The organism is Arenimonas sp. SCN 70-307, from assembly GCF_001724815.1.
GTDB lineage: Bacteria > Pseudomonadota > Gammaproteobacteria > Xanthomonadales > Xanthomonadaceae > Arenimonas.
In genome coordinates, this window is sequence record NZ_MEDO01000014.1 from 471,115 (window position 1) to 495,369 (window position 24,255).

Below are 24,255 nucleotides of genomic sequence, written 5' to 3' on the forward strand. Positions count from 1 at the left end.
CGTGGCGCGCGCCGATTTCTACCTGATCGGCAAGCCCCGCTTCCGCGAGCAGCCGCTGCTGCTGGTGTGCGAGCTGGCCCGCAAGGCCGTGCACGCCGGCCAGCCGCTGCTGGTGCTGGCGTCCTCGGCCGCCCAGGCCGAGGAACTCGACGACCTGCTGTGGTCCTTCGATCCGGACGAATTCCTGCCGCACCAGATCGCCGGCGCGGAAGAGGACGAGGACGAGGTGGAGGTGCTGATCGCGCCGCCGGAACAGTCGCCGCCGATGCGCGCGCTGGTGCTCAACCTGCGCGACGAACCGGTGCCCGCCGGCTTCGAGCGCGTGCTCGAGGTCGTCCCCGCCGACGAATCCGCCCGCGGCCCCCTGCGCGCGCGCTGGAAGCACTACCAGTCGCTCGGCCTCGAAGTAAAAAAGCACGACATGTAACCCCGCGCTCAGCGGGTGGCGAGGACCGCTTCGATGGCGTCGGTGTCGCGGGGGACGGCGCCGGTCAGCACTTCGTGGCCGTCCTTGGTGATGGCGACGTCGTCTTCGATGCGGATGCCGATGCCCTGCCACCTGGCGGGCACGCCCTTGCTGCCCGGGGCGATGTAGAGACCGGGTTCGATGGTGAAGACCATGCCCGGCTCGAGCTCGCGGTAGTCGCCGGCGACCTTGTATTCGCCGACGTCGTGCACGTCCAGGCCCAGCCAGTGGCCGGTCTTGTGCATGTAGAACTTCTTGTAGGCGCCCGACGACAGCGCCGACTTGAGCGAGCCCTTGAGCAGGCCCAGCGACAGCAGGCCCTCGGTGAGCACCTCCACCGCCGCCTCGTGGCCCAGGATCCAGGGCCGGCCCGGCCGCGCCTGTTCCATCGCCGCCGCCTGCGCCGCCAGCACCACCTCGTGCAGCGCGCGCTGCTCCTTCGAATAGCGCCCGTTCACCGGCCAGGTGCGGGTGATGTCGGAGGCGTAGCCCGCGTACTCGGCGCCGGCGTCGCAAAGCAGCAGCTCGCCGTCGTTGAGCGGCGCATTGTTGGCGCGGTAGTGCAGCACGCAGCCATTGGCGCCGGCACCGACGATGGGCTCATAGGCCGCCACCGCGTTGTGGCGGCGGTAGGTGTACTGCAGCGCCGCCTCGACCTCGTACTCGCGGCCGCCGACGCGGGTGGCGCGCATGGCCGCCAGCTGGGCCTCGGCGGCGATGTTGGCCGAATGCCGCATGAGCTTGAGCTCGGCCGGGCTCTTGAACAGGCGCAGCTCGTGCAGCAGGTGGCCCAGCTCCAGGAATTCGTGCGGCGGCTGCGCGCCATGGCGCACCTGCGAACGCACCCGGTTCACCCAGCCGATGAGCTTGAGGTCGAATTCGGTGTCGCGGCCGAAGTGGTAGTACACCCGCGAACGGCCCTCGAGCAGGCCGGGCAGGATCTCGTCGAGGTCGGTGATCGGGTAGGCGTCGTCGACGCCATGGGCCTCCACCGCGCCCTCGGGCCCGGCGCGCGGGCCGTCCCAGGCCTCGCGCTCGGGGTCCCGGTCGCGACAGAACAGCAGCACTTCGCCGTGCTTGCGGCCGGGCACCAGCACCAGCACCGCCTCGGGCTCGGGAAAGCCGCTGAGGTACCAGAAATCGCTGTCCTGGCGGTACGGGTAGTGGGTGTCGTGGCTGCGCACGCGCTCGGGCGCGCTGGGCAGGATGAGGATGGCGTCCTCGTCGGCCATGCGCATCAGCTGCTTGCGGCGGCGGGCGAACTCGGCCGGCTTGATCATGCGTGCCTCAGTTGAGCTTGCGGCGGTGCCGGGGCCCGAGCACGCAGTCGCTGTGCAGCAGCATCACCGCCACGCGCACGAACTCGGACACTTCCTCCAGGGCTTCGGCGTCGGCCTCGGGCTCGTCGTAGCTCAGGTCGCTGCCGGCGATGCGGGCCATGTCGGCCAGGGCCTCGCTCGAGTCCTCCGACAGCGGCGGGCTGGCGCCGGCGGCCAGGCCGAAGCCGCCGAGGAAGCCGCGGCACCAGGCCAGCAGGGCGTCGCCGCGCTCGGCCACCGGGGCCTCTTCGGACGGCAGCAGCAGCTCGAAGCCGAAATCGGGGCTCTCGAGCTGGGCGGTGCTGGCCTGGTAGAGCTGGTCCAGGGCGCCCTCGGCGGCCGGCGGGGCCAGCAGGGGGTCGGACATGACCGCGGCGAACCAGCCCACCCGGTCGTGCTTGCCGCCGCCGGAAACGTAGCCGCACAGGGAGCCATGCAGCTCCGAGGGCTCGAGCGAGGCCTCGAGGGCCTGGAGTTCGGCGGCCACCTGGGCGTGCTCGGGCAGCGGGACTGGGGTCATCGGAAAGGCCGGGCTGGGGGTCCGGATAGTCTAGCAAGCGCAAGCACAGCGCTTGTGGCGATGTTAGCGCCACCCTACACTCGTGGTGTTCAGGGGAATCAAAGGGAACCACCGGGGCCAATGACGCTGTCGGCACATCGCGCTGGCCTCCCCGGCCCCGGCTGGATCCTCCCCGTCCTCGGGGCCCCGGGCCTTTGCGCGGCGCAGTCCCCCGGCGGCATGGGCATCGGCAGCAGCGGCATCGTGCAGCTGGTGCTGCTGGCCATCGCGCTGTTCCTGTGCTGGCTTCTGTGGCGGGTCTGGACCCACCGGCGGCAGCAGGAAACCTCCCTGCTGGCCGAGATCCACGAGCGCGAGGAGCGCCTGAACCTGGCGCTCTGGGGCTCGGGCGACGAGTTCTGGGACTGGAACATCCCCGCCAACAGCCTCTACCGCCTGGGCGCCAACCAGCTGCTGGGCCAGGGCAGCCGCGAGCAGCTCAGCACCGACGACTGGCGCACCCAGTCCATCCACCCCGAAGACCTGCCGCGGGTGCAGAAGCTCCTGCAGGAGCACATCGTCGGCCACACCGACACCTTCGAGTCCGAACACCGCATCCGCAACGCCCGCGGCGAGTGGGTGTGGGTGCGATCGCGCGGCAAGGTGGTCGAGCGCGACGAAACCGGCAACCCGCTGCGCATGGCCGGCACCGCCCGCGACATCACCGCCATCCGCCGTGCCGAGCGCGAGCGCCGCGTCGCGCTCGAGGTGCTGCGCTCGATGAGCGAAGCGGTGGCGGTGATCGACCTCGACTTCCGCTTCATCTCGGTCAACCCGGCCTTCTCGCGCATCACCGGCTACAGCGAGGAAGAGGTGATCGGCCAGAACAGCCGCCTGCTCGATTCGAGCCAGCACAGCGCCGAGTTCTACCGGCGCGTGCGCGACGTGCTCGAGCGCACCGGCCACTGGGCCGGCGAGATGTGGCAAAAGCGCAAGGACGGCGAGGAGTTCCTCGGCTGGATCGAGATGAGCGAAGTGCGCGACGCCCTGGGCCTGCGCAGCCACTTCGTGGCGGTGGTCAACGACATCACCGACAAGAAGCGCGCCGAGCAGGAACTGCGCTACCTGGCCAACTACGACACGCTCACCGGCCTGCCCAACCGCGCCTTGCTGTCTGAGCGCCTGGGCCGCGCCATCGTGCGCGCGCGCCGGCAGGACACCCGCGTGGCGGTGCTGTTCCTCGACCTCGACCGCTTCAAGGACATCAACGACTCGCTCGGCCACGCCGCCGGCGACCGCCTGCTCAAGGCCGCGGCCACGCGCCTGCAGGCCACGGTGGGCGCGTCCGACACGGTCGCGCGCCTGGGCGGCGACGAGTTCACGGTGGTGCTCGAGGACGTCGAGTCGCTGCCGGCGGTCGAGCGCATGGCGCGCGAGATCCTCACCGCCTTCACCATGCCGCTGGAGGTGGACGAGCGGCACGACGTGTCGATCACGCCCTCGCTGGGCATCAGCCTCTACCCCGACCACGCGCTGGTGCCGACCGACCTGCTCAAGTTCGCCGACACGGCCATGTACCAGGCCAAGGCCGAGGGCCGGAACACCTACCAGATCTACAACGAGACCATGGACGCCGAGTCGCGCCGGCGCGCGACGGTGCTGGCCTCGCTGCGCAAGGCGCTCGACCGCGGCGAATTCCGCCTGGTCTACCAGCCGCGCATGGCCCTGGCCGACGGCCGCATCACCGGCGTCGAGTCGCTGCTGCGCTGGAACAGCGCCGAGCTGGGCGAAATCCCGCCGCAGGTGTTCGTGCCGCTGGCCGAGGAGTCGGGCCTGATCCTGCAGATCGGCGACTGGGTGCTGTCGGAGGCGCTGCAGACCCTCAAGCGCTGGCGCGCCCACGGCCTGAACGACATCTCGATCGGCATCAACGTCTCGGTGCTGCAGCTGCTGCGCGGCAACGTGCCCGAGCAGCTGCGCCGGCTGATCGCCGAGCTGGGCGTGCCGGCCAATCGCATCGACCTGGAGGTGACCGAGTCGATGGTGATGCAGAACGCCGAGCAGACCACGCACGTGCTCAACGAGCTGCGCAAGATCGGCGTCACCCTGGCCATCGACGACTTCGGCACCGGTTATTCCTCGCTGGTCTACCTCAAGCGGCTGCCGATCGACACGCTAAAGATCGACAAGGAATTCATCGGCGACCTGACCAAGGACCCGGACGACGAGGCGATCACCGCCACGGTCATCACCATGGGCCACTCGCTGGGCCTGAACGTGATCGCCGAGGGCGTGGAGAGCGAGCAGCAGCTGAGCTACCTGCGCGAGCAGGGCTGCGACGAGATCCAGGGCTTCTGGCTGTCGCCGCCGCTGGACGCGCACCGCTGCCTGGCCTTCATCCGCAGCTGGCAGCCCGGCACGGTGGCGGCCATCCCGGCGCCGTATTGACCCCCCGACCCGCCCCGCCTAAGGTGGCCGCGATGAGCCCGAACGACCCCATTGCCCAGCTCCAGGCCCTGGCCGAGCGCTTCGAGCGCCTGGCCGACCAGCACCGCCGCCTGCTGGAGGAAAACCGCAGCCTGCGCCAGGGCCAGGAGCAGCTGGTGGCCGAGCGTGCGCAATTGCTGAACAAGAACGAGCAGGCCCGCTCGCGCGTCGAGGCGATGATCGCCCGCCTCAAGTCCCTGGAGCACAACGCGTGAGCGAGCCGGTCAACGTCAAGATCCTCGACCGCGAATACACCGTCGGCGTCGGGCCGGGCGAACGCGAGGGCCTCACCGCCGCCGCGCACCTCGTGGACGCGCGCATGCGCGAAATCCGCGGCGGCAACCGCATGGCCGCCATCGACCGCGTGGCCGTGCTGGCCGCGCTCAACCTCGCGCACGAGCTGCTGCAGCTCAAGGCGCAGGCCGACCAGCGCGACCAGGCACTGGGCCAGGTGCTGGGCGAACTCAACCGCAAGCTCGACGGGCTGTTCGACGCGCCGCGCTGAGGTTCACGTTTTCCTACGCGGCCGGGCCTATAATCCGCAGCAGTCCTCTGCCGTGTCCGACAGCGTGCCTAACATTCGCCTTGTCCCATAAACACGACACGGGAATCCGCTGCCAAAGTGGTGTGCATGTCCGCCCTGTCGCGGAAAGCCTGAAGCGATGGCACGGGTACCCACTTGATCCCAGGGATCAAGGTCGTTTCGCACGCATCGGCATGGTGGAGGCTCTTCCTTGAACGCGACGCGCCCCGAACTGCGCAGCCAGCTGCGGGCACGCCGCGCCGCGCTCGCCCCCGGCGAACGCCTGGCCGCCGCCGACGCGGTGGCCCGTCGCCTGGCCGACCGCCCGGAACTTCGCCAACCCGGCTACGTCGGCGGCTATTGGGCCGTCGGCGGCGAGTTGCCCCTGCATTCGGTGCAGCTGCGGCTGGCGCCCGGCCAGGTCTGGTGCCTGCCGGTGCTGCAGCCGGGCAAACAGCTGCGCTTCGCGCCCTGGCGGCCCGGCGATCCGCTGGTGAACAACCGCTACGGCATCCCCGAGCCCGAGGTGGCGCCGTCCTCGACCCTCGATCCGTCGCAGCTGGTGCTCGCGCTGGTGCCGCTGCTCGGCTTCGATCGCGCCGGCAACCGCCTCGGCATGGGCGGCGGCTATTACGACCGCAGTTTCGCCTTCCGCCGCGAACGGCCCGGCCCGCCCTGGCTGGTTGGCGTGGCCTACGGCTGCCAGGAAGTGCCGGCGCTGGCCGCCGAAGCCTGGGACGTGGGCCTGGACGCGCTGGCCACCGAGCGCGAGTGGCTGTCGTTCGGGCGATAATGCCGGCCATGAAACACTGGCTGATGAAATCCGAACCCGACGAGTTCTCGATCGACGCGCTCGAGCGCGTGGTCACCGAGCCCTGGACCGGCGTGCGCAACTACCAGGCACGCAATTACATGCTCAAGGACATGAAGGTCGGCGACCCGATCCTGTTCTACCACTCCAATTGCGCCGTGCCCGGCGTGGTCGGCCTGGCCGAAGTGGCCTCGGCGCCCTACCCGGACCCGACCCAGTTCGACCGCAAGTCCGACTACCACGACCCCAAGAGTTCGCGCGAAGAACCGCGCTGGTGGCTGGTGGACGTGCGCTTCGTGCGCAAGTTCAGGCGCACCGTGTCGCTGGAGGACCTGAAGGCGCGCGCCGACGAGTTCGGCGACTTCGCCCTGCTCCGCCGCGGCAACCGCCTCTCGGTGCTGCCGGTGGGCGCCAGCCAGTTCAAACGCATCCTTTCGATGGAGTAAGCGCCGTGTCCCGCGACGAACAGAAGAAACTGGCCGCCGAGAAGGCCCTGGAATACGTCGAGGACGGCACCGTCGTCGGCGTCGGCACCGGCTCCACCGTGGCTTTCTTCATCGATGGCCTGGCCCGCATGAAGGGCCGCATCGAGGGTGCGGTGTCGAGCTCGGAGCAGAGCACGCGCCAGCTGCAGTCGCACGGCATCGCGGTGCTCGACCTCAACGCGGTCGGGCCGCTGAAGCTCTACGTGGACGGCGCCGACGAGTGCGACCCGCACAACCGCCTGATCAAGGGCGGCGGCGCGGCGCTCACGCGCGAGAAGATCATCGCCCAGGCCTCCGAGCGCTTCGTCTGCATCATCGACGAAGCCAAGCAGGTCGAGCTGCTGGGCGCCTTCCCGGTGCCGGTGGAAGTGATCCCGATGGCGCGCAGCCTGGTCGGCCGGGCGCTGGTGGCCCTGGGCGGGCAGCCGGTGTGGCGCGAGGGCGTGGTCACCGACAACGGCAACTGGATCCTGGACGTGCACCACTGGCGCATCGCCGACCCGGTGGCGCTGGAAGCGAAGATCAACCAGATCCCGGGCGTGGTCACCTGCGGCCTGTTCGCGGCGCGCCCGGCGGACGAGGTCATCATCGGCGGCAAGGTCAGGAACCGGGTTGGTTTTACGCCCGACTGACGCTGGATCGGCCCGCCATCTCCACGCGTAAAACCAACCTGGTTCCTTCGATTCAGGCCGGGGCCTGGGCCGCCAGCAGGCGCAACATCGCGCCCAGGCCACCGTGCAGCGCGCTCACCTCGTAGCCCAGGCGCTTGAGCACGAAGGCCGCGGCGGCCGAACGCTCGCCGGTGTTGCAGTACACGACCACCCGGCTGCCGGGCTCGAGCACGCTGCCCACGTCCTCGCGCAGCCGGTAGAGCGGCACGTTCACCGAGCCGTCGATGGCGCGCTGGGCGTGTTCCTCGGGCATTCGCACGTCGAGCAGGGCCGCGCCCTGCTGCACCAGCCTGGCCGCGTCGGCCGGCAGCACCCACGACAGCATGGGCGGCTTGAGCACCGCCTCGAAGGCCTCGCGCGACAGGCGCATCAGCTGGCCGCCCTGCATCATGCGCACGGTGGCGTTGCGCGGCAGGTTCGACAGCAGCGCGTCCTCGCCGAAGGTGTCGCCCTCGCGCAGGTAGGCCACCACCTGCGGCGCCCCGTCGAGGTACTTCGACACCGAGGCCGTGCCCGAGCGCACCACGTAGAAATAGTCGGCCGGGTCGCCCTCGCGCATCACGATCTCGCTGGGCTTTACCGCCACCGGCTCGAAGAGCTGGAACATCTTCTCGATGTTGCCCGTGGGCAGGCGGGCGAAGGCCGGCGCGCGCAACAGGCGGAACACCCAGTCGTTGCCGCCGGCGGCGCTGCCGAAGTGGCGGTAGTTCTCGTCGCGGCTGAGCTGGTCCCAGGTGATCAGCTTCTCCAGGTAGCGGCGGTCGATGCGCATCACCTTGGCGCGCGAGGACACCACCTTGGCGGTGAACCGGCGCGGCACGGCATCGTTGAGCGAATAGCGGCCATGCGGGGCGGTGGCGATGTGGGCCACGTTGCGGCCGTCGGGATAGGCGCAGCGCAGCTCGCCATCGAGCAGGTAGATCGTGTCCTCGTCGAGGTCGCCGGCCTCGAACACATTTTCATTACGGCCGTACTCCGCCAGCACGGCCTCGCGGGCCAGCTGCTCGCGGGTCTCCTGGCGCAGCGACTCGAGCGGGAACAGGCGGGCGAGTTCGGTGACGGGAACGGGCATGGGCGGCTCCGGCGGTGGATGGCCCGAGTCTATCGCCGCCGGCCGGGAAACTGTAGGAGGGCCCCCGGCCAAAAACAAAAAAGCCCCCTTTCGGGGGCCTTTCTGTTTTTGGCTGGGGGACTAGGATTCGAACCTAGATAGGCAGAGTCAGAGTCTGCAGTCCTACCATTAGACGATCCCCCAATTCCGGGACCGCGCCAGTTTACGAAACGATTAGCGCTTCGAGAACTGGGTGGCGCGGCGGGCCTTGTGCAGGCCGACCTTCTTGCGCTCGACTTCGCGGGCGTCGCGGGTCATCAGGCCGGCCTTGCGCAGCTCCGGCTTGAGCGACTCGTTGTACTCGACCAGCGCGCGGGCGATGCCCAGGCGGATGGCGCCGGCCTGGCCGGTGATGCCACCGCCCTCGACCGTGACGTTGATGTCGAACTTCTCGACCATCTGGGTCAGTTCCAGCGGCTGGCGCACGATCATGCGCGAGGTCTCGCGGCCAAAGAACTCGTCCACCGGACGGCCATTGACGACGATGTTGCCGCTGCCCGAGCGCAGGAACACGCGGGCGGTGGAGGACTTGCGACGGCCGGTGCCGTAGTTCTGCTGGGTAGCCATGGGATTACCTTAAGCCTTGAAGTCCAGCGCCTGCGGCTGCTGGGCGGTGTGCGGATGCTCGGAGCCCTTGTACACCTTGAGCTTCTTGAACATGGCGCGGCCGAGCGGATTCTTGGGCAGCATGCCCTTGACGCCGGTCTCGATCACGCGCTCCGGATGGGCGTCGAGGGCCTGGCCGAGGGTCTCGGTCTTCAGGTTGCCGACGTAGCCGGTGAAGCGGTGGTACTTCTTGTCCTGGAGCTTGTTGCCGGTGACGGCAATCTTCTCCGCGTTGATAACGACGATGTAGTCGCCGGTATCGACGTGCGGGGTGTACTCCGGCTTGTGCTTGCCGCGGAGGCGGCGAGCGAGCTCCGAGCACAGGCGACCAAGCGTCTTGCCGCTGGCGTCGACGACGTACCAGTCCTGCTTGACGGTCTCCGGCTTGGCGCTGACGGTCATGGACTTCATGACGGCTCCAAATAGAAATCGGGGTGGAAAGAGGCGGAATGATAGCGGCCCTTCCCGGCTCGCGCAAGCCCGGTTTTAACCCCGTGTTAGCATCCGGCCATGCCCGCCCCGTCGCCCCCGGCCCGCCCCGAGTCCGCCCGGACGCCCGCCGCGACGCCCCTCGCGGCCCTGGCCGACCGCTGCGTGCAGTGCGGTCTGTGCCTGCCGCATTGTCCCACCTACCGGCTTGACCGCAACGAGGCCGAATCGCCCCGGGGCCGCATCGCCTACGTGCGTGCCGTGGCCTCGGGCCAGCTGGCGGCCAGCGCGGCGGGCGACGCCCACCTCGACCACTGCCTGGGCTGCCGCCGCTGCGAATCGGCCTGCCCGGCCGGCGTGCGCTACGGCGAACTGCTCGTGGGCGCACGCACCGAACAGGCCCGCCGCCGTCCCCTGCCTGCCCGGACCCGGGCCGCGCTGGCCCTGCTGGCCCGGCCGCGGCTGCTGGGCGGGTTGGTGCGCCTGCAGCGCCTCCTGGGCCGCTGGCTGCCGGCCGGCTGGCAGCCGGTGCCGCCGCCCGCCGCGCCCGGCATCGGCCCCGGACCGGCCCTGCCGGCCGCCGCCGAAACGCTGGCGGTATTCACCGGCTGCATCGCCCGCCCGCACGAGGCCGGCAGCCGCGCCGCGCTCGCCCGGCTGCTTGCCTCGGCCGGCATCGCCACCACCGAGCCCGCCGGCCAGGGCTGCTGCGGTGCCGCCGCGGCCCATGCCGGCGACGCCGCGGGCGCCCGGGCGCTGGCCGGGGCCAACCAGACGGCCTTCGCCGGCCAGGCCCGGGTGCTGTGCCTGGCCAGCGGCTGCCAGGACACGCTGGCCCGCTCGCTGGCGGGCGTGACCCCGGTCGAGGACGCCCTGCTGGCGCTGGAGCGGGTCGCCGACCGCCTGGCCTTCCGCCCGGCCAGCCACCGCGTCGCCCTGCACCTGCCCTGCACCCAGCGCAGCGTGGTGCGCAGCGACGGCGCGCTGCGGCGCCTGCTGGCCCGCGTGCCGGGCCTGGACCTGGTGGAGCTCCCGGACACCGGCTGCTGCGGGGCCGCGGGCCTGCACCAGCTGGCGGAACCAGTACGCGCGGCCGCGCTGCGCGCGCCGCTGATCGAGGCCCTCGAGGCCAGCGGGGCCCGCGAACTGCTGTCGGCCAACATCGGTTGCCGCCTTCATCTCGCCGGCGGAACTACAATCCGCATCCGGCACCCCCTCGACTTCCTCGCCGAGCACCTGGCATGAACGCGACCCGCCATTTCAGCCCCCTCGACCGCCTGATCATCGAGGCCCAGCACGCCCTCGGCACCAGCCTGGGCCGGGCCCGCGCCGAGCGGCCCAACCCGGCCGGCACGCTGCGCGACCCGGCGCTCGACGACGCCCAGCGCCGCCACGCCGCCGGCCTGATGCGCATCAACCACACCGGCGAGGTCTGCGCGCAGGCGCTATACCTGGGCCAGGCGGCGGTGGCGCGCGACGACGCCACGCGCGAGCACCTGCACCACGCGGCGCAGGAAGAGAACGACCACCTGGCCTGGTGCGCCGACCGGCTGGAGGAACTCGACAGCCGCCCCAGCCTGTTCAACCCGCTCTGGTACGCCGGCAGCTATGCCATCGGCCTGGCCGCGGGCCTGCGCGGCGACGGCTGGAACCTGGGCTTCGTGGTCGAGACCGAACGCCAGGTCGAGGCCCACCTCGAGGAACACCTCGAAACCCTGCCGCCGGGCGACGAGCGCAGCCGCGCCATCCTGCGCACCATGAAGGAAGACGAGGCCCGCCACGCCGACAACGCCCTCGACGCCGGCGCCCGCACCCTGCCCCCGCCCATCCCGCGCCTGATGGCCCTCACCTCGAAGCTCATGAAGGCCATCGCCTACCGGGCCTGAAAACAAAAAGCCCCCTTGTCAGGGGGCTTTCGCAGGCGCCTCGAGCCCCTATCAGTCGGCCAGGTTGTGGCCGTTGAAGAGCTCGACGATCTCGCGCTTGAGCTGGTTCTCGATGCGCATGCGGTCCTTGAAGCCGAGGTTCTTGGCCTTCTCCTCGAACAGGTAGGTGTCGAGGTCGAACTCCTTGAGGTGCATCTTCGTGTGGAACAGGTTTTCCTGGTACACGTTGACGTCGATCATCTCGTAGCGCTGCTTGGTCGGCTTGGACAGGAAGTCCTGGATCGAATTGATCTTGTGGTCGATGTAGTGCTTCTTGCCCTTCACGTCGCGGGTGAAGCCGCGCACGCGGTAGTCCATCACCACGATGTCCGACTCGAAGGACTCGATCAGGTAGTTCAGGGCCTTGAGCGGCGAGATGACGCCGCAGGTCGCCACGTCGATGTCGGCACGGAAGGTGGCGATGCCGTTGTGCGGGTGGGTTTCCGGATAGGTGTGCACGGTGATGTGCGACTTGTCCAGGTGGGCCACCACGGCGTCGGAGATCAGCTCCTTGCCGGCCGCCTTCTTGTCGATGACCGGCTCCTCGGAAATGAGGATCGTCACCGAGGCACCCTGCGGGTCGTAGTCCTGGCGGGCCACGTTGAGGATGTTGGCGCCGATGATCTCGGCCACGTCGGTCAGGATCTGGGTCAGGCGCTCGGCGTTGTACGCCTCGTCGATGTATTCGATGTAGCGCTGTCGCTGCTCCTCGCTCACCGCGTAGCAGACGTCGTAGATGTTGAAGCTCAGGGCCTTGGTCAGGTTGTTGAAACCCTGGAGCCTGAGGCGCGGAAGCGGCTTGACCACGATGGCGTTCCCGTGTGAGGAGGGGGGTGCAGCGGAGGGGGCGCATTATGGGGCATCCGTCCCCCCGGGGAAACCTTGGCCGCCCCGGGGGCCCCGAGCATTGCCCCGCCGGCCCTGCCGGCCTAAGCTGAACGCTTCAAGGACAACCGAGGCCCGACATGGCGCAGGACAGCAACTCGCCCTTCGCGATCCAGCCGCCGAAACCGGTCAACAGCCCGCTGGCGCCCGACGCCGCGACCATGAACCGGTTCCTCGACCACTGCCACCGCCGGCGCTACTCCTCCCGCACCGACGTGTTCCGGCCCGGCTCCCCGGCCAGCTCCCTGTACTACGTGGTCAGCGGCTCGCTGAGCGTCATCAGCGAGGAAGCCGACGGCCGCGAACTGGTGCTGGGCTACGTCAACGCCGGCGAATTCATCGGCGAAATGGGCCTGTTCTTCGCCGCCGACGCCCGCGCCGTCGTGGTGCGCACCCGCGCCGCCTGCGAACTGGCCGAAATCAACTACGACCGCCTGCTGCAGCTCTTCGCCGGCCCGCTGCAGGCCGAGTGCCCGCGCATCCTCTACGCCATCGGGCTGCAGCTGTCCAAGCGCCTGCTCGACACCAGCCGCAAGGCCAGCCGCCTGGCCTTCATGGACGTGACCGGCCGCATCGTGCGCACGCTGCACGACCTGTGCCAGGAACCCGACGCGCTCTCGCACCCGCAGGGCACCCAGATCCGCGTCTCGCGCCAGGAGCTGGCCCGCATCGTCGGCTGCAGCCGCGAGATGGCCGGCCGCGTGCTCAAGCAGCTGCAGGAGCAGGGCGTGCTGCACGCCCGCGGCAAGACCGTCGTCGTCTACGGCACGCGCTGAGCCGTGGGCAGCCTGGCGTCCGGCCGCGACACCTTGCTGGTGCGTCCGGCGGCCGCGCAGGACGCCACCGGCGTCGCCAGCCTGCTGACCCTGCTGGGTTATCCCTGCGACCGCGACGAGGCCGCCGCGCGCCTGCGCGCCGTGGCCGAGGAGGCCGGCCAGCAGGTGCTGGTCGCCGACCGCCACGGCTGCCTGGTCGGCCTGCTGGCGCTCGACATCCGCTACTACCTGCCGCTGGGCGGCCCCACCTGCCGCATCACGGCCCTGGCCGTGGCCGGCGGCGAGCAGCGCCGCGGCATCGGCCGGCGCCTGCTGCGCGAGGCCGAGCAGCGCGCCCGCCAGGCCGGCGCGGCGCGCGTGGAGCTCACCTCGGGCGTGCAGCGCGGCGAAGCCCACGCCTTCTACCGCGCCTGCGGCTACGAGGAAGGCGCGCTGCGCTTCCTGCGCCGCCTGGGCGATTAGAGAAGGGTTTCGAAGGCGCCGCGCAGGCGCTTGTGGACCGCGGCCAGGCTGCGGGCATCCGGGCGCACCAGCACGGGGCGGGCCGTCTCGCACAGCAGCGGCAGGTCGATGGCGCTGTCGGAATAGACCGCCGCGAAGGGCGGCCGGATGCCCTGGCGCTCCAGCGCCACCAGCTTGCGCGGGCCCACGGTGTGCTCGGCGCCGATGTAGCCGCCCAGGGCCGGGCGCACGCTCGAGCCCACCACCGGCACGTCCGGCTGGCCCAGCGCCCGCCAGAGCGCCCGCGCCAGGCCGGCTTCGGCGCCCGTGACGATGACCACCTCGTCGCCGGCGGCCAGGTGGGCATGCAGGCGCAGCACCGCCGGGGTGATCAGCAGCTGTTCGCGCCGGGCGGCGCAACCGCGCAGGAAATCCTCGCGGGCTTCGGCCAGGGCCTCGTCGGTGCGGCCCACCGTGGCCAGCCAGGTGTAGAAGCTGGCCGGCAGCCAGGCCACGCGCCACCAGCCGAAGGCCGGCTTGAGCACGGGAAAGCTGACGCCGGCGGCCAGGCGACGCAGCGGGTGGCTGAGCAGCAGTTCGCGCAGCCAGGCGGCCGCGCAGTCGCCGCGCACCAGCGTTCCGTCGAAGTCGAACAGGACGGTGGCGGCGCGGCCGGGCATGCTCAGCCGAACAGCCGCGCCAGCTCGGCGCCCGGGTCCGGGGCGCGCATGAAGCTCTCGCCCACGAGGAAGGCGTGCACGTCGTTGCCGCGCATGCGGGCGACGTCCTCGCGGGTCGCGATGCCGCTTTCGGTCACCAGCAGCCGGTCGGCCGGCACCGCCGGCTTGAGCGCCAGCGTGGTGTCGAGCGAGACCTCGAAGGTGCGCAGGCTGCGGTTGTTGATGCCCAGCAGCGGCGCGCCGACCTGCAGCGCGCGCTCGAGCTCGTCCATGTCGTGCACTTCCACCAGCACGTCCATGCCCAGCTCCAGGGCCAGGTTTGACAGCCGCGCCAGCTGCCCGTCATCGAGCGCGGCGACGATCAGCAGCACGCAGTCGGCGCCGAGCACGCGGGCTTCGTGCACCTGGTACGGATCGATGGTGAAGTCCTTGCGCAGCACCGGCAGCGAGCAGGCCGCACGGGCCTGCTGCAGGTAGGCGTCGGCACCCTGGAAGAAGTCCACGTCGGTGAGCACCGACAGGCAGGCGGCGCCGCCGCGCTCGTAGCTGGCGGCGATCTCGGCCGGGTGGAAATCCGGGCGGATGACGCCCTTGCTGGGGCTGGCCTTCTTGACCTCGGCGATGACCGCCGGCAGGCCGGCGGCGACCTTCGCCTGCAGCGCGGCGGCGAAGCCGCGCACCGCCGGTGCCTCGGCCTGGCGGGCGACGAGCTCGGCCAGCGGCACGCGCGCCGAGCGCTCGGCCACTTCCCCGACCTTGCGGGCGATGATCTTCTGCAGCACGTCGCTCACGCGCCCTCCCCCGCCATGGCCGGTCCGCCGTAAGCGCGCTCGACTTTCGCCACGCGCAGTTCGAAGTGTTCGTACCAGCGCTCGCGGCCCTGGCGGCGGGCATCGCTGTGTTCGGCATGGGCGCGCCAGGCCGCAATGGCGGCCTCGCTCTCCCAGTAGCTGACGGTGATGCCGAAGCCGCCGGCGTCGCGGGTGCTTTCGATGCCCAGGAAGCCCGGCTGGGTGGCGGCCAGCTCGACCATGCGGTCGGCGGCGCGGCCGTAGCCGTCCGGGTCGGCCGGAGTGCGCTGGTTGGCGAAGATCACCGCGTAGTACGGCGGCTTCGGGGTGCTGGCGAAACGATCGGCGTTCATGCTCACTGGCCCGCCAGGCGGCGCGTGGCCGCGACGAATTGATCGAGCTTGGCGCGCGCCTTGCCGCCCTCGAGCGCCTTGCGGGCCTGGGCGATGCCATCGGCGATGGAGACCGCGCGGCCGGCGGCGTACAGCGCCGCGCCGGCATTGAGCGCGACGATTTCCCTGGGCAGGCCGTCCTTGCCTTCCAGCGCCTCGAGCAGCATGGCGCGCGACTGCTCCGGATCCTCGACGCGCAGGTTGCGGCTGGCGGCCATCGGGATACCGAAGTCCTCGGGGTGGATTTCGTATTCGACCACCTCGTTGCCGCGCAGCTCGCCCACCAGGGTGGCGCCGCCGAGGGAGATCTCGTCCATGCCGTCGCGGCCCCAGACCACCATCGCCCGGCGCGCGCCCAGGCGCTGCAGCACGCGCACCTGGATGCCGACCAGGTCGGGGTGGAAGACGCCCATCAGGATGTTGGGCGCGTCGGCCGGGTTGGTGAGCGGGCCGAGGATGTTGAACAGCGTGCGCACGCCCATCTCGCGCCGCACCGGCGCCACGTTCTTCATGGCCGGGTGGTGGATGGGCGCGTACATGAAGCCCATGCCGGTTTCGGCGATGCAGGCCGAGACCTGGTCGGGCTGCAGCTCGATCACCGCGCCCAGGGCCTCGAGCACGTCGGCGCTGCCCGACTTGGAGCTGACGCTGCGGTTGCCGTGCTTGGCCACCTTGGCGCCGGCCGCCGCCACCACGAACATGCTGGCGGTGGAGATGTTGAAGGTGTGGGCGCCATCGCCGCCGGTACCGACGATGTCGACGAAGTTCTGCGCATCGGGCACCACCACCTTGGCCGAGAACTCGCGCATCACCTTGGCGGCGCCGGCGATCTCGCCGATGGTTTCCTTCTTCACGCGCAGGCCGGCCAGGATGCCGGCGGTGAGCACGGGCGAAACCTCGCCGCGCATCACCTGGCGCATCAGGTCGACCATCTCGTCGTGGAAGATCTCGCGGTTCTCAATCACGCGCTGCAGCGCGTCCTGCGGCTTGATCGGCATTTCTCGTCCTTGTTGGAGGGCCTTCAGGCCCGACCACCCTCCAGGAAATTACGCAGCATGTCGTGCCCATGCTGCGTGAGTATCGACTCGGGATGGAACTGCACGCCCTCGACCGGCAGGGTCTTGTGGCGCAGGCCCATGATCTCGTCCATCGAGCCGTCGGCGTTTTCGGTCCAGGCGGTGATCTCGAGGCAATCGGGCAGCGAGTCCTTCTCCACCACCAGCGAGTGGTAGCGCGTGGCCTCGAAGGGGTCGGGCAGGCCGGCGAACACGCCCACGCCCTTGTGCCGGATCGGCGAGGTCTTGCCGTGCATGATCGTGCGCGCCCGCACCACCTTGCCGCCGAAGGCCTGGCCCAGGCTCTGGTGGCCCAGGCACACGCCCAGGATCGGAACCTTGCCGGCGAGCTTCTCCAGCACCTCCAGCGACACCCCCGCCTCGTTGGGCGTGCACGGCCCCGGCGAGATGACGATGCGCTCGGGCGCCAGGGCCGCGATCTCCGCCACCGTGAGCGCGTCGTTGCGCACCACCCTCACGTCCTGCCCCAGCTCCCCCAGGTACTGCACGAGGTTGTAGGTGAAGCTGTCGTAGTTATCGATCATGAGGACCATAAGCAACCCTAAGAAGTTGATTAGCTTGGGTTTTCATCCCTCGCTATCGAGTCCGTATACCGATTCATATACCGGTCAGGTTCGGACCACTTGGGCCTTTCCGGTCTAGGCATTCATTTTGCCCTAGCGGGACCGCGCCCGGACGGTTGTTGCATCGGAAAGAGAGTCATTCGCTGATTCCGGCTCGGACTAAGGGACGAAGCTCCATGCAATCCGTTGCATGGACCGGTCACCAATTTCGGTCGAAATGATCCCCAAGACCGGCCATTCAGAAACGTTAAGATCGGCCGTGAACCATTGAGGACAACTAAGGGGGAGCCATGGGATTGGTCAATTGCCCGACTTGCGGCCATAGCGTAGCCACGTCTGCCACCAGCTGCCCAAGCTGCGGTGCAAAGCTTAAGCCGACACTGGACCCAGCGGAACGGCAAGCCACAAATACCGGCTGCCTAGGACTGGTGGCCACCGCAGTCGTGTTATTTGTCGCCATCCCTTGGGGATGCAGCAAGCTCAATCCGCCGCCCAGGTCACCGGAAGAGGCTTTGGCTCGCGCTGGGTACACCGAAGTAGAACGCGCACTCAGCCAAATGGACTGCCGTGATGGCGAGTGGAAGGCACTGCCATTCTCTGCCTTCCGATCAGGGCAATACGTCATGGGCGTAGTGTGCAAGAGTAAGAGTGGCGGTTATCGCATTCAATCCAGAGCATGGAATGAAGACGCTGATGGTGAGTGGTCACTGAGAAAGCCAAAACGCTAGGGCCACTGGCTTCAGCATTGGGAATGTCAGGCGTAGGAGCCTTTGCTATGACTCTCGAACAAGAGCGCAAAAAGCTCGATGCCCTGCTCGACGAGATTCCCGCTGTGGGTATGCACGCTCTGGGCGGGAGCGGCGCACCTCTCTTCATCCTCGACTTCATCATCTCCGCCGCAATCAAGCGGACCCTTAACCTCGGACATGGGCTGCTTTCGATGATCGAAGCACGGAACATGACATGCAGCCGCGCACTGGTCCGGATGCAAATTGACACCGTGAGCCGCCTTCTGGCCTACACCTATGTCTCAAATCCAGAAGAGGTGGCTAAGGCGGTCATCGGGGGAACCCCTCTCAAGAAGTTCAAGAGCCGGGAAGGAAAGACACTTAGGGATGACTACCTAATCGACCGTATGACGGAAACGCATGATTGGGTCCGGACTGTCTACAACTCTACATCTGGTGACGTGCATTTCTCAGAAAAACAGTTTTTTGCCTCGGTCACCTCTATGAAGGACGATGAGGGCGGCCGAAGCATTAGCATGATGCTGAGCCAGTTCGACACGAACTATCCTGAATTTAGCTGGGCCGAAGTAGTCGCCTGCTTTTCTGAGCTTTGCGAAATTCTTATCTCGATTCTTACCCAGTACGGGGATCACAAGAAACAACCCAGCCACGCACCTCCGCCAGCATGACCACGGGAAAACCTAAATTCGCAGTGGACCTTACTAAAGGCGCGCAATCTTCACTCGCTGCCCACGCGCTCCTGCATTTAGTCGATGCCTCCAAAACCTATCACGTCCAAGAAAACTTGCGCCCCGCGCTTGGCATTTACAACATCTCAATCGCCCGGGTTTGCACAAAGACTCAACGATTCTGTTCTGCATTAGAGCAGCGCATCACAGGCGGCGTCGGCATTGAATCCCGGAAGGAGTCCGAACTCCCAACCGATGACCTTGTCGATTACATCGAATTAGCACTGTATGCAGCCGCAGAGCACGTGGACGATCTGAAGCTAATCGCAGAAAACTTCTACGAGAGCGATCACTCCAGGAATCGATGCCCAGCATTTAAAGTTTTCGCCAAGGCGATCAAAGATCATAAAACGTTTGTCGCCACCTTCGCCAACCTAATCAAGCATTCGCAGTCTCGGGTGCGGCTATTTACGCTCGATTACAACCATGCTGGCGAGGTAGGCAGGCTGCACGGCTATTTCGTGGAGGGCGTGGACAAAGGAACCATCTGCCCCCATCCAGTCTTTCACGACAGCAATAAGAATGTTTTCTCGATCACTACTTTGGCTTGGGAGGTCATCTGTTTCCTCCTCCGCTGCTCGGAATCTCTCAGAGTCTTTCTAAGCAACCAACCCCTCTTGCATGGCCCCGCGTCGGCAACGGCAACTCCATTTCAAGATGCGGTGATTGCTGCGGCACGCCTACCGCTCTATACCTTCGATGAAGACCACCCATTCTCCCAAAGCACTCTGAACCTAACTTGGGACGATCAATCATGGGAACGGGTGTCATCCGGCATATACGGGTCAATCCACAATCGCTGGAGTCACAGCCAAAATATGCAACTCGGCAACCCGTCCCTTGCCTATGCCGGAGATGGCGTCAGCAGGACTTTTAAGATCACAGGGCCGAGTCGCGTGGGGCTTCAGCGCTGGGAGTAACTTAGACGGCACAACTGTCCATAGCCTCCCGCGCTCGCGCTATCACTTCATCGTCGGAATAATCGCGGGCAGGCTCGGCCCCGTGGAAGGCTAGCGTTTCGGCGGGCAGTACCGCTTGCACCGTGGGCAGTCCCAAGATCGCAGACAACGCAAACATGCCCGCTTGTTCGGTACCACTGCCGGTTGCCGAATCGACAAGCTCTAGGAAAGTTTCGCCGGTTGGCAGGTGATCGGCGTTGAAGAGCGCTCCCACTGCCAGCGCGAACCGTTCGCCGAATGATAGCAGTGGGAGCGGAAGGTCAGTCAGTCGGATGGCCTTGCAATTAATTGCCCCTTTGAAGGCCTGCCATAACTGGTCAAGCTCAGGGCGTGGCATGGTCTCTATGGGGCGCATAATCGCCTTCGCAACTGCCCACAGCATGACGGCCTGCACCACCGGGCTACCGCTGCACCCAAGCTCCCTCAACCGCCACACTTCGCGGCAGGCTTGCATATCAATGGGGTCTTGTTGGCTCTTCAGCTTCATAGGCGGTGATCCTTGCAATGATCGCGTTCCACTCCGGAGCGGCGGACGGGGCAGGCGGTGCGATCCTCGTGGCAGTCAGACTCAGCGCCGCGTCAATCGCTCGCAGGGCGATTCCTGGGCTTTGGTGCTCTAGCAGTTCGCCTAGCTTTTCAACCGCTCGCAGACGCAGCCCCGTAAGAGCCTGCGCGGTCTCTTGCTCAGCGGCAGACAGCAGCGAATCCACGTAGGCGCGGAAGTCCCGACGGCCTGCCCATTCGCTCACCGTCTGCGGCGTCACCTTCACAGCTGCGGCGGCCTGCCGGTGCGTGTGGCCTGCGGCAATGAATTGCGCTGCCTGCCGCTGCTTTGGCGTGAGAGTGTTCACCTTCGGCTTCCTTCGGGTCGCTTCGGGTTACTTCCGCCCAAGTCGCGCCATATAGCTATCGTTAAACCATGCCTTACGTTCTTCCGCCTTCCGGGCCGTCATGGGAGCCGGTGCGGATTTGTTGCCCTGCATGCGCACCGTATGGGCAGACTTCCCAAGGCTCACAGTGGAATTGTCGCCTTTCGCGGCGTGATAGGTGAAGCCTTGGCGCTGGGCTGCGCTACGGCTTGCGTTCCATGCTTCCGCGTCATCTTCTGCACGGCTGGCACGTAGCACTGCGTCCATGTTTGCGGTGCTTGCCTTGGGACTGGCCGCAATGGTGACAGCAGCGGCAAGGGTATTGATCGCTGCAAAGACTGCATCGATTCCAGACGGCTCTTCCTTCGCTGCCGGTGCGCCGCTCAAGTTGCTGGTAGCGTTCGGGTGTCCATTGTTACCAATCGTGCTAACGGGCAGGCTATCCGGAGTCTTTCGCAGAGCCTTGGACATATCGGCCTTTCGTGCGGACTGCTTGGGCTTATTGGCCACTGACTTACGTACCTGCATGGACTTCTGCACTTTCGTGCGCGGCTGCATCGGCACCACATGAAGGATGCTGGCGTATCCGGGGGAAATGGACTTCTGCACGCGATTCTTGCCGGTGACGTGCAAGGTATCAAGATCGATGGACATTGAAGCACTCCACTCTGTTTCGCTCAGTTTAAAACAGGCGACCACTACCTAACGCATCTTGTAAGACGCTTAATCAGCAGCTGCACGTCACCGCCACACTCGTTAAATCGCTGGCGATGCGGATTCGGATCAATTGGCGCAGGTTTCGGCTGCTCAGATAATTGCGATGCCTGAAACTCAGCGGATGCCACTCGCGAGGCATCCATAACGGACATGCCGCCTTTCATGAGTTCAGCAACCCTTGGCCGCATAAAGGCATTGAATGCGTCTGCGTTTTCCTTGTCCTTCGCCTTCGCAGCACGCATGACCTGCACCGTAGTTGGCTCGTGCAATTGATTGCAAACTGCCTCTTCCTCGCCCTTTAAAGCATTCGCGGGAGCCTGCGGGGGAAGACTTGGGAGCGGGTTGAACATCGGATAAGCCGGAGCGACCTGTTCTAGTAGTTCATCCTGCTTAGCTGCCTGCAATGCATCGCGTTCGGCATATCGCCGCTGACGCTCCCCCTCTGCATCCTTCGCCAGTGCCCGGAATTTCTCTCGCACGCCTGGCCGCTTGGCGGTGTTGGCATGGTCTTCATAGAACCGGGAAAGCCAATCAAGGCGATTGAGCGTGAAGTACTTGTCCGGGCGACTCCAGTACTCCCGCTCCAATGCCGGAGTGCTGAAGCGGAAGTCTTCCACCGGATCAATAGCCTTCCCCGCCGCTGCCACGATTTCAGACAAAGACCATTTCCCCCGTTCAATTTGCTTGTCCAGCCTCTTGCGCGGGATGCCAAGAAACTTGGCGAATCCCTTTCGGGTGTAGCGGATGCCTAACCATTCAATGCGGTGGTTGCTCTTCCGGTTATCCGCCTGCTCTTGCTTGGTAGCCCACCGCAGGTTCCCCGGCTCGTAGCCCTTCAGGAAATTGATTCGGTCGGCGGTGTACTCACGCGATGGGCGAAGCCCAAGATGCACAAGCCAATTCCGGAAGTCGCCGAAGGTCACGTAATCAAACGGCACTCCCGATTGCCGGGTCTTAGGGTTGTGGGCACGTCGCCATGAGTTGTATTCGAGCCGGTATTTCAAGTACAGATCAGTGTCCTTGGGGAACCGGCGCACATCTTGTTGCAGTTCCGCGTATCGTTTCGCGTAGGTGTCGCCCTTCAATTTCTCTTTGACCTGCTCCGATTCCTGGGCCTTTGGCGTGAATTGACGTGAACGTTTCCCGCTCTCTTGTTTCTTTTTCCCCCATAGATCGGCGACTGTCGCACTAGCGTGCAAATTAGCGACATCACCCGATGTTCCATCGTTATTGTTTGCGTCCATTTTGATGCTTTCCTGCCATGTTTCGCGGAAGAGCTAGCGCGATAGTTTCTCTCTGCACCTTGTCTCCATGTCGTCATTCCGGAGACAGGCGTGTCGCACGCTGGTGCAAATTTTCTCTGGCGTGTTGCTCAGTAGTTCGGCAGGATTCAAACTTCATATGTCAACGGACTCCTGCCAAGGTCACCGCTGACCTCCTTGATGCGGATCAGGCGAGACGGGAAGCCGGAAGGTCTAAACAGCCTTCCGGTTTTTTTATTGCGCTGAGTCCGCACCCTTTGCCTTCATCGATTCCAGATGAAAGAGGATCGTTTCAGAGTGCCAATATGGCCTGCCACGCGATCCCTTTTCCCCCATCGAAATGTCATAGCCATCCGGCTTCGGCAGCAGCCCGTGCTTGAAGCGGGTTCGGATCGTGGCGTGTGAAACGCCATAGATGGCCTGAAGATTCTTGATCCGTAGCAGCTGCGGCACGGTAAGCGGCGCACATGGAGGAACGGCCCTGAAGGCGTCGGGGTTGTACTTCCTGACCCGCTTAAGTGCTGCCTGCTTGTCAGGCGAATTCTTGGCTACCGCGCTCTCTACTTTGAAAATGATCGCCATCTTTCCTCACTCCAGAAACGAAAAAAGCCGCAATGCAGTGGCCGTGATTCTTCACCGGCTCCACTCCATTGCGGCTTAGTTGTCGACGGCTCAGTGGCCGCTATGAAAGGGAATGCTATTGGCTGAAAGACTACCTAGCAAGCGGTCATGCAACTTTCTTTGCTTTGCCGATTGGCACAACATTGGAACCGCCAGAAAGCAGCAGGTTTTGCCAGTAATTCATAAGTTCCTTGCGATCTTCCCAATACTCCGAATGGTTGTAGCTGGCCGCGACCTTGTTCCGCTCCGCGTGAGCCAACTGCTTTTCAATCACGGCGTGATTGAAATTCGCTTCATGCAGGACCGTGCTAGCGGTTCCTCTGAATCCGTGGCCGCTCAGTCGGTCACCCCAACCCATCCGCTCTAGTGCGCGATTGATCGTCGTGGCAGACATGACCTTGCCCGCCGTGCGCTGATTGGGGAAAAGGTGCGTGGAATTGCCCGAAAGCGCCATTTGCCGCGCAATCAATTGCACCGCACGCTCAGGGAGTGGCACGTAATGGGCCTGCCCCATCTTCATCTTGTGACCCGGAATCTTCCACACCGGACCAAGGCCACCCGCGCCCTCCAAATCAAACTCCGACTTTTCCGCGTTCCGGAGTTCGGCCGTGCGAACCCATAGCAGCGCCAACAACTCCACTGCGATCTTTACCGACTCGGTTAGCTTCGGGTCTTCCGGATCATTCAATGCCCGAAGGTCCGCTATGAATTGCGGCAAGTCCGCACGTGTCAGGTGCTTGTGATGCTCCACCTTGGGCCGCTTGATTAGTCCCTTCAGCACGGCGGCAGGGTTGCGGTCTTCGTCTACTTTCCCCTCCGCTGCCGCATAGTTGAAGATCGCTCCGCACCACTGGCGAATGAGGATCGCCACGGTTGCCGCGCCCCGCTCCCGCACTCGCTTGATTCCCGGCACGCTCTTGCGAGTAGCAACCCGCTTCAGAATGGGCCGCAGGTGCGCGGCTCTCACGTCCCGGATAGGCATAGCTCCGACTTCCGGGAACACGTCTCGCTTTAGCGTGGTCTCCACCTGCCCGTAGTAGTAGGCGGACCAATGCGGCTTGTTCGCTGCCATCCAATCTCGGGCGGTGGTTTCAAAGGTGTTGGCCGCTGCCTCTTTCTTGGCTGCCTTCGCGGCCTTCGTTTGCTCCACCGGATTGACGCCCTTCAGCACAAGAGCGCGGGCGTCCGCGTGGGCCTTTCGGGCATCGGCCAATGACACGTCCGGATAGACCCCTAAGCCCATTAGGGTCTGTTTGGAGTTCAGCACAAACCGGTATCGCCAGTACTTCTTTCCGTCCGGGTAGACCCAGAGGAAAAGGCCGTTTCCAAGGCCCCGCGTGTAGGGCTTCTCTCCGGGCTTCAGAGCCTTGATGGCCTTGTCTGTCAGCGGGGTATTGGCTTGGGTCACGGCGGG

At 66.2% G+C, this 24,255-nt stretch carries 30 protein-coding genes, 1 tRNA gene and 1 other RNA gene; 14 read left to right on the forward strand and 18 right to left on the reverse strand.

What is annotated here, in order from left to right:
• Position 1: 1 nt before the first annotated feature.
• Positions 2–427 carry a DNA polymerase III subunit chi gene (locus ABS41_RS08480; RefSeq protein ID WP_290592878.1) on the forward strand — a complete coding sequence of 142 codons (426 nt, stop codon included), beginning with the start codon at positions 2–4 and terminating at the stop codon, positions 425–427.
• Between the two features lie 8 nt (positions 428–435).
• Here ABS41_RS08480 and ABS41_RS08485 read toward each other — a convergent pair whose 3' ends face one another.
• Both ABS41_RS08485 and ABS41_RS08490 read right to left on the reverse strand, forming a co-directional pair.
• Positions 436–1,746: an aminopeptidase P N-terminal domain-containing protein gene (locus ABS41_RS08485; RefSeq protein WP_290592880.1), complete on the reverse strand. Its 1,311-nt coding sequence runs from the start codon at positions 1,744–1,746 to the stop codon at positions 436–438.
• Positions 1,747–1,753: 7 nt separating this feature from the next.
• Positions 1,754–2,305, reverse strand: a complete 552-nt coding sequence (locus ABS41_RS08490) for a UPF0149 family protein (RefSeq protein WP_290592882.1) — start codon at positions 2,303–2,305, stop codon at positions 1,754–1,756.
• 219 nt (positions 2,306–2,524) lie between these two features.
• Here ABS41_RS08490 and ABS41_RS08495 point away from each other — a divergent pair, with 219 nt between their 5' ends.
• From ABS41_RS08495 to rpiA, 7 genes are all read left to right on the forward strand, one after another.
• Positions 2,525–4,732, forward strand: a complete 2,208-nt coding sequence (locus tag ABS41_RS08495) for a GGDEF domain-containing phosphodiesterase (RefSeq protein ID WP_290592884.1) — start codon at positions 2,525–2,527, stop codon at positions 4,730–4,732.
• Positions 4,733–4,764: 32 nt separating this feature from the next.
• Positions 4,765–4,986 (forward strand): TIGR02449 family protein, encoded by a 222-nt coding sequence (locus tag ABS41_RS08500; protein ID WP_290592886.1) that lies wholly within the window; start codon positions 4,765–4,767, stop codon positions 4,984–4,986.
• Entirely contained in the window at positions 4,983–5,276 is a 294-nt protein-coding gene (locus ABS41_RS08505; RefSeq protein ID WP_290592888.1) for a cell division protein ZapA, read from the forward strand. Before ABS41_RS08500 ends, ABS41_RS08505 begins: the two co-directional genes overlap by 4 nt.
• A 41-nt stretch (positions 5,277–5,317) precedes the next feature.
• A non-coding RNA gene (ssrS, locus tag ABS41_RS08510) (6S RNA) lies at positions 5,318–5,502 on the forward strand.
• Between the two features lie 3 nt (positions 5,503–5,505).
• A complete protein-coding gene (locus ABS41_RS08515; RefSeq protein ID WP_290592890.1) occupies positions 5,506–6,087 on the forward strand; it encodes a 5-formyltetrahydrofolate cyclo-ligase in 582 nt (193 codons plus the stop codon).
• Positions 6,087–6,551 carry an EVE domain-containing protein gene (locus ABS41_RS08520; RefSeq protein ID WP_290592893.1) on the forward strand — a complete coding sequence of 155 codons (465 nt, stop codon included), beginning with the start codon at positions 6,087–6,089 and terminating at the stop codon, positions 6,549–6,551. The genes ABS41_RS08515 and ABS41_RS08520 overlap by 1 nt, the downstream gene beginning before the upstream one ends.
• A 5-nt stretch (positions 6,552–6,556) precedes the next feature.
• Entirely contained in the window at positions 6,557–7,222 is a 666-nt protein-coding gene (gene rpiA, locus ABS41_RS08525) for a ribose-5-phosphate isomerase RpiA (protein WP_290592895.1), read from the forward strand.
• A 52-nt stretch (positions 7,223–7,274) separates the two neighbouring features.
• Here rpiA and ABS41_RS08530 read toward each other — a convergent pair whose 3' ends face one another.
• The 4 genes from ABS41_RS08530 to rplM all read right to left on the reverse strand — a co-directional run bounded on the left by ABS41_RS08530 (position 7,275) and on the right by rplM (position 9,389).
• On the reverse strand, positions 7,275–8,333 hold the full coding sequence (locus tag ABS41_RS08530; RefSeq protein WP_290592897.1) for a cyclic nucleotide-binding domain-containing protein: 1,059 nt from the start codon (positions 8,331–8,333) through the stop codon (positions 7,275–7,277).
• 109 nt (positions 8,334–8,442) lie between these two features.
• Positions 8,443–8,516 (reverse strand) — tRNA-Gln (locus ABS41_RS08535).
• 30 nt (positions 8,517–8,546) lie between these two features.
• A complete protein-coding gene (gene rpsI / locus ABS41_RS08540; RefSeq protein ID WP_290592900.1) occupies positions 8,547–8,939 on the reverse strand; it encodes a 30S ribosomal protein S9 in 393 nt (130 codons plus the stop codon).
• 9 nt (positions 8,940–8,948) lie between these two features.
• Positions 8,949–9,389: a 50S ribosomal protein L13 gene (rplM, locus tag ABS41_RS08545; RefSeq protein ID WP_290592902.1), complete on the reverse strand. Its 441-nt coding sequence runs from the start codon at positions 9,387–9,389 to the stop codon at positions 8,949–8,951.
• Between the two features lie 99 nt (positions 9,390–9,488).
• Here rplM and ABS41_RS08550 point away from each other — a divergent pair, with 99 nt between their 5' ends.
• Both ABS41_RS08550 and coq7 read left to right on the forward strand, forming a co-directional pair.
• Positions 9,489–10,652 (forward strand): (Fe-S)-binding protein, encoded by a 1,164-nt coding sequence (locus ABS41_RS08550; protein ID WP_290592904.1) that lies wholly within the window; start codon positions 9,489–9,491, stop codon positions 10,650–10,652.
• Positions 10,649–11,293 carry a 2-polyprenyl-3-methyl-6-methoxy-1,4-benzoquinone monooxygenase gene (gene coq7, locus ABS41_RS08555; protein WP_290592906.1) on the forward strand — a complete coding sequence of 215 codons (645 nt, stop codon included), beginning with the start codon at positions 10,649–10,651 and terminating at the stop codon, positions 11,291–11,293. The genes ABS41_RS08550 and coq7 overlap by 4 nt, the downstream gene beginning before the upstream one ends.
• A gap of 51 nt (positions 11,294–11,344) precedes the next feature.
• On the opposite strand, the gene speD is transcribed toward coq7, so the two are convergent.
• Positions 11,345–12,139, reverse strand: coding sequence for an adenosylmethionine decarboxylase (gene speD / locus ABS41_RS08560; RefSeq protein ID WP_290592908.1), 795 nt, complete (start codon positions 12,137–12,139; stop codon positions 11,345–11,347).
• Positions 12,140–12,297: 158 nt separating this feature from the next.
• Between speD and crp the strand changes: the two genes are divergently transcribed.
• Together crp and ABS41_RS08570 are read left to right on the forward strand one after the other, a co-directional pair.
• Entirely contained in the window at positions 12,298–12,993 is a 696-nt protein-coding gene (crp, locus tag ABS41_RS08565) for a cAMP-activated global transcriptional regulator CRP (RefSeq protein ID WP_290592910.1), read from the forward strand.
• Positions 12,994–12,996: 3 nt separating this feature from the next.
• Positions 12,997–13,455, forward strand: coding sequence for a GNAT family N-acetyltransferase (locus tag ABS41_RS08570; RefSeq protein ID WP_290592912.1), 459 nt, complete (start codon positions 12,997–12,999; stop codon positions 13,453–13,455).
• Here ABS41_RS08570 and ABS41_RS08575 read toward each other — a convergent pair.
• The 5 genes from ABS41_RS08575 to ABS41_RS08595 are packed head-to-tail and all read right to left on the reverse strand — an operon-like array spanning position 13,452 to position 16,906.
• Positions 13,452–14,114 (reverse strand): haloacid dehalogenase-like hydrolase, encoded by a 663-nt coding sequence (locus ABS41_RS08575; RefSeq protein WP_290592914.1) that lies wholly within the window; start codon positions 14,112–14,114, stop codon positions 13,452–13,454. The genes ABS41_RS08570 and ABS41_RS08575 overlap by 4 nt on opposite strands.
• Positions 14,115–14,116: 2 nt before the next feature.
• Positions 14,117–14,905, reverse strand: coding sequence for an indole-3-glycerol phosphate synthase TrpC (trpC, locus tag ABS41_RS08580; protein WP_290592916.1), 789 nt, complete (start codon positions 14,903–14,905; stop codon positions 14,117–14,119).
• Positions 14,902–15,258 (reverse strand): antibiotic biosynthesis monooxygenase, encoded by a 357-nt coding sequence (locus ABS41_RS08585; RefSeq protein WP_290592918.1) that lies wholly within the window; start codon positions 15,256–15,258, stop codon positions 14,902–14,904. The genes trpC and ABS41_RS08585 overlap by 4 nt, the downstream gene beginning before the upstream one ends.
• 2 nt (positions 15,259–15,260) lie before the next feature.
• On the reverse strand, positions 15,261–16,295 hold the full coding sequence (gene trpD, locus ABS41_RS08590) for an anthranilate phosphoribosyltransferase (RefSeq protein ID WP_290592920.1): 1,035 nt from the start codon (positions 16,293–16,295) through the stop codon (positions 15,261–15,263).
• 23 nt (positions 16,296–16,318) lie between these two features.
• The gene (locus ABS41_RS08595) at positions 16,319–16,906 is read right to left on the reverse strand and encodes an aminodeoxychorismate/anthranilate synthase component II (protein WP_290592922.1); all 588 of its coding nucleotides are present in this window, start codon (positions 16,904–16,906) and stop codon (positions 16,319–16,321) included.
• Positions 16,907–17,711: 805 nt separating this feature from the next.
• On the opposite strand from ABS41_RS08595, the gene ABS41_RS08600 reads away from it, so the two are divergent.
• Together ABS41_RS08600 and ABS41_RS08605 are read left to right on the forward strand one after the other, a co-directional pair.
• A complete protein-coding gene (locus ABS41_RS08600) occupies positions 17,712–18,353 on the forward strand; it encodes a hypothetical protein (protein WP_290592924.1) in 642 nt (213 codons plus the stop codon).
• Positions 18,350–19,333, forward strand: a complete 984-nt coding sequence (locus ABS41_RS08605) for a hypothetical protein (RefSeq protein WP_290592926.1) — start codon at positions 18,350–18,352, stop codon at positions 19,331–19,333. Before ABS41_RS08600 ends, ABS41_RS08605 begins: the two co-directional genes overlap by 4 nt.
• Position 19,334: 1 nt before the next feature.
• Here ABS41_RS08605 and ABS41_RS08610 read toward each other — a convergent pair whose 3' ends face one another.
• The 6 genes from ABS41_RS08610 to ABS41_RS08635 form a co-directional block, all read right to left on the reverse strand.
• On the reverse strand, positions 19,335–19,859 hold the full coding sequence (locus tag ABS41_RS08610; protein WP_290592928.1) for a hypothetical protein: 525 nt from the start codon (positions 19,857–19,859) through the stop codon (positions 19,335–19,337).
• Positions 19,828–20,223 carry a hypothetical protein gene (locus tag ABS41_RS08615; protein ID WP_290592929.1) on the reverse strand — a complete coding sequence of 132 codons (396 nt, stop codon included), beginning with the start codon at positions 20,221–20,223 and terminating at the stop codon, positions 19,828–19,830. The genes ABS41_RS08610 and ABS41_RS08615 overlap by 32 nt, the downstream gene beginning before the upstream one ends.
• Before the next feature lie 27 nt (positions 20,224–20,250).
• Complete coding sequence (locus tag ABS41_RS08620; protein WP_290592931.1) at positions 20,251–20,895, reverse strand: hypothetical protein; 645 nt, start codon at positions 20,893–20,895, stop codon at positions 20,251–20,253.
• A 44-nt stretch (positions 20,896–20,939) separates the two neighbouring features.
• Positions 20,940–22,202: a hypothetical protein gene (locus tag ABS41_RS08625; RefSeq protein ID WP_290592933.1), complete on the reverse strand. Its 1,263-nt coding sequence runs from the start codon at positions 22,200–22,202 to the stop codon at positions 20,940–20,942.
• Between the two features lie 252 nt (positions 22,203–22,454).
• Positions 22,455–22,802, reverse strand: coding sequence for a hypothetical protein (locus ABS41_RS08630; RefSeq protein WP_290592935.1), 348 nt, complete (start codon positions 22,800–22,802; stop codon positions 22,455–22,457).
• Positions 22,803–22,947: 145 nt separating this feature from the next.
• Positions 22,948–24,249, reverse strand: coding sequence for an integrase arm-type DNA-binding domain-containing protein (locus tag ABS41_RS08635; RefSeq protein ID WP_290592937.1), 1,302 nt, complete (start codon positions 24,247–24,249; stop codon positions 22,948–22,950).
• Positions 24,250–24,255: the final 6 nt, after the last annotated feature.